Source organism: Nonomuraea sp. NPDC003754, from assembly GCF_053605785.1.
In genome coordinates this window covers 1-11,147 of sequence record NZ_JBSGJX010000088.1, presented here as the reverse complement: position 1 = coordinate 11,147, position 11,147 = coordinate 1, and the positions used below count along the sequence as shown (strand labels likewise).

Sequence of the window (11,147 nt, the reverse complement as noted above, 5' to 3'; positions counted from 1 at the left end):
CGACCGCCCGCGACGCCCGTCTCGAGGTGTTCCGGTGGGCCAGCCGCTACAACACCCGGCGCCGCCACTCCAGGCTCGGCCAGCGGGCTCCCCAGGCCTACGAGACAGCCTTCCACTCAACATCATCTACGCTGGCATCAGCTGCATAAGCCGTGTCCAGTCTTCGGGTGGAAGCCCCTCCATCTTGAGGCACATGCGCTTGTTTGTGCCCTGGACGAATCCTGGTCTCACGCAGGCTGCAAAGCGAAGACAGGTCCGTTGACCAGTCGGCTGTCCGAACTCTGCGACCGGGCTGCTGACCTGTCCAGCATCCAGGCGTTCGCCGGTGTCGTGCAACGGATCGGCGCCACTCTACGTCACAGCCGGCTGCGTCATTTCACGCACACGGCTGAAGGATGGGACGAACTGCTCGACAACATCGAATGGAGCGTTGGACAGGTCAGGGCACGGCAGGCGGCCGACGTCCTGGATGCGCTCAACGCAAGTCTGACCTCACCGCTGGACCAAACAGGCACCGAGACGCAGGTCTTGCGCGAAGCGGTTCTGAGCCGTGATCCCCGTGCCTACCAGCAGGCAGTCCATGCTCTGTCGACCGCGGTCAGACGGCAGGGGGAACAAGCCCACTGCGATGCGCTACTGGAAGAACTTCGATCGGCGCATGAAGGGTTGGCCGATCGAATAGATGAGTGCCCAATGGACGCGGCGTGGACTGAAAGACTCGCCCAGTTGCCGGAAGCGTGGGCGTGGGGTCGGGCAGCCGCATACTGCATGCGGTTCAACGATCCCGATCAGGATCAGAAGCTCATGCATGAGCTTGACGCCGTGGATGATGCGATCTGCGACATCACTGCTGATCTGGCGGCGGCAGAGGCGTGGCTGCACTGTCTGTCCCGCATGACGCAGGAGGAACGGCAAGGACTCCAGGCCTATAAGAACCGCGTCAGCGACCGCGGCAAGGGGACGAGCAAGCGGTACGGCGAGCGGCATCGCCAGGGCGTGCGGGACGCCATGTCGCTGGCGCAAGGAGCCGTGCCGGCCTGGATCATGCCGCTGCCACTCGTGGTGGAGACCATCCGTCACAGCCAAGACTGCTTCGATGTCGTTATCGTCGACGAGGCCAGTCAGATGCGTGTCGACTCGGCCTTTCTCCTCTGGCTCGCACCACACGTCATCGTCGTGGGAGACGATCAGCAATGCGCCCCATCGTCGATGTCGTACGGCGAGCTGAAACCGATCCACGACCAGATCGACCGCTACCTGCCTACCGTACGGCCCGCCTTCCGGGATGACTTCGCCCCGACTGGCAACCTCTACACCCTTCTGCAGGCGCGCTTCCCTGAAGTCGTACGGCTCAGCGACCACTACCGCTGTATGCCCGAGATCATCGGCTGGTCGTCCAAACAGTTCTACGACGACCGCCTTGTGCCGCTGCGCCAGTTCGGCGCTGACCGTCTGGAACCGCTCAAGGTCGTCGTAGTCGAGAATGCGTACACCGAAGGGATCGGCGACCGGCTGCGCAACGAAGTGGAAGCGGAGAAGCTAGTCGACACGCTCGTGCAGCTACTCGCTGATCCTCTCTACAGCGGCAAGACCTTCGGTGTCATCGCTCTTCAGAGCCCCGGGCAGGTACGCGTGCTGGAACGCCTGATCGGCGAGAGAATTGACGCGGCCGAAGCCGAAGCACGAAAACTTCGAGTAGGCGAACCACCTGACTTTCAGGGTGATCAACGCGATGTTGTTCTCCTGTCGATGGTGGTCGCCGACCCGCCCAGGATCGCCACCAGCAAGCCTCAGCAGCGGCGCTTCAACGTCGCCGCCAGCAGAGCCGAAGATCAGATGTGGTTGTTCACGTCGGTCCCCGCACACCGCTTCAACCCGAATGACCTTCGCCACTCACTGGTGGCCTGGATGAACAACCCGGTCCTCAGTGAGCCCAACCAGGCCGAACTCGAAGATGTGTCGCCGGACATCCGCCACCGTGCATTCGACTCCCTCTTCGAGCAACGAGTGTTTCTGCGCATCCGCGAGCGCGGCTACCGGGTAGTCCCTCAGGTGGCCGCTGGGAACAACAAGCGGATCGACCTGATGGTGATCGGCGCGAAGGGCAGGCTGGGCGTCGAATGCGACGGTCGAGCCTGGCACACCACGCCCGATCAGATCCGTGCCGACATCGCACGGGAGCAGGAACTCCGCCGCGCGGACTGGCAGCTCTGGCGGCTGCGCGAAGGGGATTTCTATCTCGATCCCGACAAGGCACTTGAGCCACTCTGGCGCGAACTTGACAAGCGCGGAATCGCTCCCGGCGTCGGTCGCCCCTCTGCTCTGGAGGCGTCCACGTGGCAGCCCGTCGAACTCCGGGACACGGAAGAGAGATGACCATGAACCAGCTTGACGACAACACCCTCCGCCAGCTCGGTCGTGTCATCTGCGGAGACGACACACCGTACTCGCGGAAGACGTATGAGTTGCCGAAGTTCCTGAGGGACGCCTGATGGACGGGCGTCCCCGAATGCGACGGCGAGTACCGCCTCGAATGGATAACCCAACGGCTGCGGGAACGACGCGATCGCCCAGACGACATCGAGCGCGTAGTTCTGCGCCTGTGCGATCAAAGGGAGTACATGGGCGAGCCGCCCACTACGGCGGCCGAGATCACCAGACTCATTAACGAGTTCCTCATTCACGAGGGCTACAAGGTCGAGCGTCCAGGCGGCCGGCCACGCATCGTTGAATGCGATCCAGGATCAGTGTCTCCCGCAGCGCTCGCGTCGGTGACCTTGAAGGTAACGATGTCCCAGGTCGTCGCTGACCCTCAATTCGCCAAGGTCCTGCAAGGCCGCTTGGATGAGGCTCAGACCTGCACCGCCAATGGGTGTCATGTCGCTGCGATCATCATGCTGGGGAGCCTCTTGGAAGGAGTCCTCCTCGATGCGATCCGGACCCGGCTGAGGCTGCCTGATTCTCAGCTGAGGAACAAGCGCCTGCACGAGCTGATCGAGGTAGCGAGCCGGGAGGGGTTCATCGGCCTCGATGTCCCAAAGTTCTGCCATGCCCTCCGTGACTATCGGAACCTGGTTCATCCACATCTTCAGGTGCGGATGAACCACTTGCCGGACAGAGACACCGTCGAGATGTGCTGGCCTGTGGTCTACGCCACACTCAACGATCTTGCGGGGTCGAACACCTAGCCACGGCCCTCGACGAGGCTGCCGACCATGGCGGCTGGAACCGTCCACTTCGCAGCTCCTCCGGAACAAGGCCGATCCAGGCCCGTCGTTGTTGTGCTGGAAATGGTTCGAGTTCTTGAGTCCCACACGCGCGAGGTGGCTCGTACCGTAGGCGATGTGGATGTGGTCGTCGATCGTCCCTCCGCGTGTGAGGACTGCATGGCAATCGTCAACCAACACCAGCACATGCCCGCTTCTAAATCGGTTGGGATTAAATCCCTATTTGGGTTGCCGTCCTGCGGATTCAGAATGATAACGAGGTATGTGTCAAGTTCCGCAGGTGAAATGGCGGAGTTAAAGTGCAGTCCGTGGCTGTGGGATGACCTCGTGTATTTCGCGACGACGGGGCTGCGATCGCTATGTCCAGGGTTTAGGTAGAGGTGAGCGAATGGGGCTTTTTGACCGTTTTCGTCGTGAACACCGGCTGCAGCCACCAACACCCACCCACCCCGCCCCGGCCTACGGCACTGCTTCCGATCGCGTGCGGGCCTACCACGTCTCGAGCGCTGTGGCGGGCCCCAACGTTCCTGCACGGCCGACTGCTCCTGTTGATCCGTGGCTCCCGCCCGGAGCAGGAATCAGCCTCGCGGGCTTCAACATCGTCGGCGGATTAATCTATGTGGGCGCCGGGTTGGCGTCGGCCTCGGGGACCATGGTGGAACCGGCGTTGATCAACCCCTACGCGCCAGTTGACCTGCGCCGACCGGACTGGAGCGGACAAGGGCTGGACTACTGGCCGTCGTATGACACGATTTCGCCGCAGTGCAGGGCCGCCTATCTGGCCTGGCTCGCCGATGGGCGGCGATACCCGCAGGCGCCGATCGGCTATGTGTTCCTCTACCTCTACGGTTTGGAACGGCGGGCACTGCATGATCTGCAACGGGACCGTTCCACCGCTGCGCAAGAGCTGCCGATCATCCACAACGAGGTACGGCGCCTGCTTGGCATCTACGGCGACCAGAAGGCATTTCGGCGCTACGCCGGACAGTTCGAGCATGTGCTGGAGTTCCTCGCCGGGGCACAGTCCGGCTCCGGCGCGCCACCAGTGCCTACCCGGGAGTATCCGCCCCCGCTGCGGCTGCGTGCCGGTCTCGGTGCCTACGCCGCACAGGGCGTTCCGGTACCGGCGCCGTGGGCGTTGAGCTGGATCCGCTCCCATCCGGACTATTACCCGCGAACCCCAGCCACCCGCTGCGCAGCCGAATTCGACGCACTGTTCCAGCGGCGGTATGCCGCCCGTCACGGTCAAGGGCTCATCGTGCGGCCCGGCCGTAAAGAGATCGTGCTCGACTACCGGCCCGCGAGTGCGGGCTTCCGTGGGATCGCCGAGCTGACTCTCGCCGGCATCCCGGAGGTGCTGACGCTAGCCGCGCCAACCCGGAAGTTGGTGGCGCTGGCCGACGAGTGCACATCGGAGTTGGAGGCCTACAGCCGCTTCATCGGCCGCGTTCCGGACGGGCAAGCCAGCGTTCAGGCGCAAGCATTGCTTCCCGCCGAGCTGGTCAATTTCGCCGCCGGCGGAGCGGGATCGGCCATCGCGTGGGCGCGTAACCGGCTGGGAACGCATGAGACAGTCGTGGTCGAGGCGCAGCAGTTCAACGCCCTGATCTCGTCGCAGGATGTCAAGCCGACCAAGAAAGACGTCATCGCCTTGGCTCGGCTGCTGGGCAGCGCCGGTATCGGAGTCGAACCTGACCCCCGCTTGGGCGGGTCGATGCCTGCGACAGGTCCCATGGTGCTATTCGCCGCACCGGATGGCCCCACAGCGGCGGCATCCGACGCCTACCAGGCCGCCACCCTGCTGCTCCACCTGGCCGCGGCCGTCAGCGCCGCTGACGGGGAGACCTCTGAGGCCGAACAGCGCCACCTGAGCGATCACCTTGAGCGGGCCTTGCACCTGACCACGGATGAGCGGCGGCGCTTGCATGCGCATCTGCACTGGCTTATCGCCGCCCCGGTCAAACTCAGCGGCCTGACCCGGCGCATCGCGGGCATCGACGAGAAGCAGCGCACCTATGTCGCCGAATTCCTCACCGCCGTCGCCGCCGCCGACGGCCACATCTCGCCAGACGAGATCAAGACACTGACCAAGATCTACCGGCTGCTGGAACTCGACCCAGCGCTCGTGACTACCATGCTGCCGAGCGTCGCCGCGCCTACCCCAGCAGTCGCGCCGATCGTTGTGCGTTCGGCACAACCGGAGCGAGGCTACGCCATTCCCCGGCCGAGCACCCCACCGGTCGGCCCATCCATGGTGCGGCTCGACGAGGCGCTGATCGCGGCGAAACTCGCCGAAACGGCGCGGGTCGGCGCTCTCCTGGGATCGATCTTCACCGAAGAGGAGCCGCCGCCCATCTCCGCACCGCTTCCGGCGGATGACCCGGTGGCAGGGCTAGATGGCCAGCACTCCGGGCTGGTACGCGACCTGGCCACCGCCGAGGAGATTCCTCGTGGGCAGTTCGAGCAATTGGCAGCTCGCTGGAAACTCTTGCCCGATGGGGCGCTGGACCGGATAAACGAGGCCGCCTACGAACTGGCAGGCGAGCCGCTGCTGGACGGAGACGACCCGATCCGGGTCGATCGGAACCTGCTGGGAGAGATGCTGACGTGACTTCGACCGTGCCCTCGACCGTGATCCGTCCCCGCGAGCGCGATGCTCTGATGCAGTCGCTGCGCGCAGGCGTCGTTCCGCGCGCCGGTCAACGCCACATCCAAGTGGGCCGAGAACCCGAAGTTAAGGCCCTGGTCACCGACATTGACCGAATCGCCGGCGGTGGGTCGGCAGTGCGGTTCGTCATCGGTGACTTCGGCGCGGGTAAGACCTTCTTCTTGCACCTGGTCCGCTCCATCGCCTTGGAGAAGAAGCTGGTCACCGTGCACGCCGACCTCAACCCCGATCGGCGCCTGCATTCCAGCGGTGGGCAGGCTCGCGGCCTGTACGCCGAGCTGATGCGCAACCTGGCCACCCGCGCGAAGCCGGACGGGGGAGCCCTGAGCAGCGTGGTCGAGCGGTTCATCTCCACCGCGCTGGCCGAGGCCCAGCAGGCAGGTACCGATCCAGCGCAGATCATCCGGATGCGGCTTGCTCACCTGGCAGAGCTGACCGGCGGCTACGACTTCGCCGAGGTCGTCGGCGCCTACTGGCGCGGACACGATAGCGGCGATGAACAACTCAAATCTTCGGCTGTGCGCTGGCTGCGCGCGGAGTATTCCACCAAGACAGAGGCCCGCTCCGCGCTCGGCGTACGCACGATCATCGACGACTCGACCATCCACGATCACCTGAAGCTGATGAGCCGCTTCGTCCGCCTGGCCGGCTATGACGGGTTGCTGGTGTGCCTGGACGAGATGGTCAATCTCTACAAGCTGGCCTCCACCCAGGCGCCGCAACTCCAACTACGAACAGATCCTGCGCATCGTCAACGACACCCTGCAAGGCACCGCCGCGCACCTGGGCTTCGTCTTCGGCGGCACACCCGAATTCCTCGCAGACACGCGTCGGGGCCTGTACAGCTACGCGGCCCTGCAGTCGCGGCTGGCGGAGAACAGTTTCGCTGCGAACGGCCTTGTCGACTACTCCGGCCCGGTGCTGCGTCTGGCCGCACTGACGCAGGAGGATCTGTACGTGCTGCTGGCCAAACTGCGTCACGTCCAGGCCAGTGGCGACCCCACTCGCTACCTGCTGGCCGATGAGGCGCTGCCCGCTTTCATGCACCACTGCTCGGGTCGTATCGGTGAGGCATATTTCCGCACGCCCCGTACGACGATCAAGGCGTTCTGCGATCTGCTTGCCGTACTGGAACAGAATCCCGGCGTCGATTGGCGGCAGATCCTGCCCACGGTGGAGTTGGCGCAGGAGGCCAATCCCGACCTAGCGCCATTGGACGACCAGGACGGTGATGCACCACTCGCGCCGACGCAGCAGCTGGGAAGGGCAGGCGATGACGACCTCACCACCTTCCGGCTCTGAGGCGTTCGAGCGGCTCCACCCCAAAGTCCAGCAGTGGATCTGGCAGCAGGACTGGCCTGAGCTGCGCGCCGCCCAGGAAGCGGCCGTCGTCCCCATCCTGGCTGGTGATCGCGACGTGCTCGCCGCCGCGACCGCTTCTGGCAAGACCGAGGCCGCGTTCCTGCCGATCTGCTCCGCCCTGCTCGACCAGCCACCCGCCGCTGGGTTCGCGGCGATCTACATCAGCCCGCTCAAGGCGCTCATCAACGACCAGTACGGCAGGCTGGACGAGCTGTGCGCGCACCTGGACCTTGCGGTTTCCCGCTGGCATGGAGACGTCGGCGCTCACCTCAAAAGCAAGCTGCTCGACCAGCCACGAGGGATCCTGCTGATCACACCAGAGTCGCTGGAGGCCTTGTTCGTCCTGCGTGGTTGGAAGATGCGGGACCTGGCGGGCGCCCTGCGCTACCTCATCGTCGACGAGTTGCACTCTTTCATCGGGACCGAACGAGGAGCGCAGCTGCAGTCGCTGATGCACCGGCTCGACCTGGCGGCGCGCCGTCGCGTCCCTCGCATCGGCCTGTCAGCCACCCTGGGCGACATGGCCAAAGCCGCTGACTTCCTGCGACCAGGTGCAGGAGGAGGCGTCACCTCGATCGTCTCGGCCTCCGACGCGAAGGAACTACGACTTCAGGTGCGCGGCTACATCCAGACCGCGCCTGTGCTTGACCCACGAGAGCAGGCCGCGCACGAGGCCAAAGGAGCCGATGTCAGCGTGGATGATGTAGCCACCGGTGACCGGCTCGCCATCGCCGACCACCTGTTCGCCACGCTCCGCGGCTCGCACAACCTGGTCTTCGCCAACTCCCGCGCCGCGGTGGAGGACTATACCGACCTGCTCAACCGCCGTTGCGAGGCGGCGAGGGTGCCGAACGAGTTCGTTCCCCACCATGGCAACCTGTCTAAGGACATTCGCGAGCACGTCGAATCCCGTCTCAAGGACAGCACCCAGCCGGTCACCGCCATCTGCACCTCCACTTTGGAAATGGGCATCGACATTGGCGCCGTCTCCTCCGTCGCGCAGGTCGGTGTGCCTCCGGGCGTGGCCGCTCTGCGCCAACGGCTCGGCCGCTCCGGGCGGCGCGGCGGTCCCGCTGTTCTGCGCCTCTATATCAGCGAACCCGAGCTGACCCCGGCCATTCACCCCGCCGACGAACTGCGCGCCGAACTCGTCCAGGCGATCGCCTCCATTGAGCTGCTCCTGCAACGCTGGTACGAGCCGCCGCAAGCCGGGGCCTTGCACCTGTCGACCCTCGTTCAGCAAATTCTGTCCCTCATCGCCCAGCACGGCGGCGTCACACCGGCCGACACCTACCGCACCTTGTGTGAGCAGGGACCCTTTCGCGCAGTTGACGCGCCGACCTTCGGCGCGCTGCTGCGCGACCTCGGCACCGCACACCTCCTCCGCCAGGAGAGCGACGGGCTGCTGCTGCACGCAGAAGCGGGGGAGCGGCTGGTCAACCACTACACCTTCTATGCGGCCTTCGCCGCACCCACCGAATACCGCATCATCACCGAAGGGCGAACGCTCGGCAGCCTCCCCATGGAACACCCTCTGCCCGAAGGAGGGCTACTCATCTTCGCCGGCCGTCGCTGGCGCATCCTTACCATCGATACGCACTCAAAGATCATCGAGGTCGCCCGCTCCTCCGGGGGCCGCCCCCCGCGCTTCGCCGGCACCGGTCCAGAAGTCCATGACCGCATCCGCACCACGATGCGCTGCATTTATGAGGACTCTGCCACCCCGGCATACCTGGACGCGACCGGCCAGCGTCTTCTCGCCGAGGGGCGCGCCGCCTACCGCCGCTTCGGCCTGCACACCAACCCGCTCCTCGGCTACGGCGCAGATACGCTGCTGTTTCCCTTCCGCGGCGACGCCATCATGACCACGGCCGCCCTTGCCCTGCACGCCCAAGGGGTCGCCGTCGTCCGCTACGGAGTGGCCCTGCTGCTCTGCGGCACCACACCCCAAACCGCCGCGGACCTCCTGGACAACCTGGCATCAACCGGCATCCCCGACGCCGCAGAGTTGGCGAGCCTGATCAGCGACAAGAGAATCGACAAGTACGACGACGTCATTGGTGAGGACCTGCTCACCCGCTCCTACGCCGCTCGCAAGCTCGACGTCCCCGGCGCACGAGAAGCCATCCCCGTCCTGGCTGCCGCCGCGCGTCACACACTGCCCATGCAGGCTGACCCTCCAGCCGCCACCACAGCCACGCGCCGCCACCGTGTCGGATCCCTGCCCTACGCCGTCGTAGATATCGAGACCACTTCGATAGACGCTCGCAAAGCCCGCATCGTCGAAATCGCGATCATCCGCCTGCATCCCGACGGCAGCGAAGATCAGATCTACTCCACCATCGTTGACCCGCAAACAGAACCGGGCCCCACACACATCCACGGCCTCACCGCGGGAGACGTGGCAGGAGCTCCACGTTTCGCAGAGATCGCAGGTGACGTGGCCTCCATGCTGGCAGGCGCGGTCATTGTCGCTCACAACGCTCGCTACGACACCGAAGTCCTCAGCGCCGAGTTCGCCCGCGCCGGGTGCGCTCCCGACGACCTGCTCTCCCTATGTACATTGGCACTCGCTCGGCGCTTCGGCTCGGCGAGCACCTCTCACCAACTCGCAGACTGCGCCACCGCTGAGGGAATGGACCTCGGCTGGGCCCACAGCGCGGAACGCGATGCCCGGATCTGTTCCAGATTGCTCCGCGTCTATCTCGCCCGTGCTTTAGACCAAGGGCTGGAGTGGTTGGACGAGATGGGCACCGTCGGTGCTCTACCCGCCGTTTCGTGGGTCGCCTCGCCTCCAACCGGCCTTGCCCGCCGCCGCTCCGAGCCGTCGATAGATCCCACTCGCGTGCGTTGACGGGACCGCAGGCGCGGCGCGAGGGTTGTCTCGCCGGTCGAGGCCGGGGCGAAGACGGCATCCAGTAGGGTGCGGGCCGATCTGGTACGGCGGCGCTGGACCTTCAAGCGCCGTAGCCAGGGCCGGCCTTCCACCCGCGCCTCCATCCGGGCCTTGGTACTTCGTCTGGCCCGGGAGAATCCGCTGTGGGGTTACCGGCGGATCGCCGGGGAACTCGCGGCTCTGGGCTGCCGGGTGGGAGCCTCCACGGTGTGGCTCATCTTGAAGAAGGCCGGCATTGACCCAGCGCCGCGACGTTCAGAGCCGACCTGGGGTGAGTTCCTGCGTGCTCAAGCCACGGGGATCCTGGCGTGCGACTTCTTCCATTGTGACACCGTGCTGTTCAAACGCCTGTATTGCCTGGTCGTCATCGAGATCAGCACCCGCCGGGTGCACATCCTTGGTGTCACCGAGCACCCGACCGGGCCGTGGGTTGCGCAGCAGGCCAGGAACCTGATGATCGAGCTGGGAGACAGGGCGGAGGGGTTCAGGTTCCTCCTCCGCGATCGGGATACGAAGTTCGCCACCATGTTCGACGAAGTCTTTCACGGCCGAAGGCATCCGCATCCTCAAGAGGCCACCTCGCGCTCCGCGGGCCAACGCGTTCGCCGAGCGCTGGATCGGTGACCTGCGCCGAGAACTCCTTGATCGGATCCTCATCGTCAACGCCCGCCACTTACGGCGCGTGCTGGCTGCCTATGAGACCCATTTCAATGAGCATCGCCCGCATCGCTCCCTGGGCCAGGCCGCTCCGCTGAGAGCCCTTCCCGATCCGGTTGAGGGCCATATCAAGGTCATCCGGCGTGACCGCCTCGGTGGGCTGATCCACGAATGCGCGCAGGTCGCGTAGGGTAGCCGAGTTCTTGGCACCCACAGGCTGGTGGGGCCAGCCTTACCAACAGGCCTAGGAGCTGTTTCTTAGATCTCCTGACGGTGAGCGCTGGTCTTGTCACTCTTGGCATATGGGTCGTGGTGATCTGACGAACGCCGAGTGGGC

At 65.1% G+C, this 11,147-nt stretch carries 8 protein-coding genes and 1 pseudogene; all 9 read left to right on the top strand.

Translation table 11 applies throughout. From position 1 onward, the window contains the following. On the top strand, positions 1-149 hold a 149-nt coding region (locus ACWEVS_RS45280), incomplete at its 5' end, for an integrase core domain-containing protein (RefSeq protein ID WP_452557322.1). A gap of 109 nt (positions 150-258) precedes the next feature. Next, the gene (locus ACWEVS_RS45275; RefSeq protein ID WP_452557318.1) at positions 259-2,376 is read left to right on the top strand and encodes an AAA domain-containing protein; all 2,118 of its coding nucleotides are present in this window, start codon (positions 259-261) and stop codon (positions 2,374-2,376) included. A gap of 245 nt (positions 2,377-2,621) precedes the next feature. Beyond that, positions 2,622-3,188, top strand: coding sequence for a hypothetical protein (locus tag ACWEVS_RS45270; protein WP_452557316.1), 567 nt, complete (start codon positions 2,622-2,624; stop codon positions 3,186-3,188). A gap of 427 nt (positions 3,189-3,615) precedes the next feature. After that, entirely contained in the window at positions 3,616-5,838 is a 2,223-nt protein-coding gene (locus ACWEVS_RS45265; protein ID WP_452557314.1) for a TerB N-terminal domain-containing protein, read from the top strand. A 50-nt stretch (positions 5,839-5,888) separates the two neighbouring features. After that, positions 5,889-6,551 (top strand): annotated as a pseudogene (locus ACWEVS_RS45260) (BREX system ATP-binding domain-containing protein); the annotation flags it as partial. After that, the gene (locus ACWEVS_RS45255; protein WP_452557312.1) at positions 6,547-7,197 is read left to right on the top strand and encodes a BREX system ATP-binding domain-containing protein; all 651 of its coding nucleotides are present in this window, start codon (positions 6,547-6,549) and stop codon (positions 7,195-7,197) included. The pseudogene ACWEVS_RS45260 and the gene ACWEVS_RS45255, both read left to right, overlap by 5 nt. After that, the gene (locus ACWEVS_RS45250; protein WP_452557310.1) at positions 7,169-10,111 is read left to right on the top strand and encodes a DEAD/DEAH box helicase; all 2,943 of its coding nucleotides are present in this window, start codon (positions 7,169-7,171) and stop codon (positions 10,109-10,111) included. The genes ACWEVS_RS45255 and ACWEVS_RS45250 overlap by 29 nt, the downstream gene beginning before the upstream one ends. A gap of 69 nt (positions 10,112-10,180) precedes the next feature. Then, a complete protein-coding gene (locus ACWEVS_RS45245) occupies positions 10,181-10,777 on the top strand; it encodes a hypothetical protein (protein ID WP_452557308.1) in 597 nt (198 codons plus the stop codon). Continuing rightward, the gene (locus ACWEVS_RS45240) at positions 10,662-11,000 is read left to right on the top strand and encodes an integrase core domain-containing protein (protein WP_452557320.1); all 339 of its coding nucleotides are present in this window, start codon (positions 10,662-10,664) and stop codon (positions 10,998-11,000) included. The genes ACWEVS_RS45245 and ACWEVS_RS45240 overlap by 116 nt, the downstream gene beginning before the upstream one ends. Positions 11,001-11,147: the final 147 nt, after the last annotated feature.

Excerpts from the sequence above, each read along its gene's own strand:
- ACWEVS_RS45270 (WP_452557316.1), top strand. The coding sequence starts at position 2,622 with ATGGGCGAGCCGCCCACTACGGCGGCCGAGATCACCAGACTCATTAAC.
- ACWEVS_RS45265 (WP_452557314.1), top strand. The coding sequence starts at position 3,616 with ATGGGGCTTTTTGACCGTTTTCGTCGTGAACACCGGCTGCAGCCACCA.
- ACWEVS_RS45255 (WP_452557312.1), top strand. The coding sequence starts at position 6,547 with ATGACGGGTTGCTGGTGTGCCTGGACGAGATGGTCAATCTCTACAAGC.
- ACWEVS_RS45250 (WP_452557310.1), top strand. The coding sequence starts at position 7,169 with ATGACGACCTCACCACCTTCCGGCTCTGAGGCGTTCGAGCGGCTCCAC.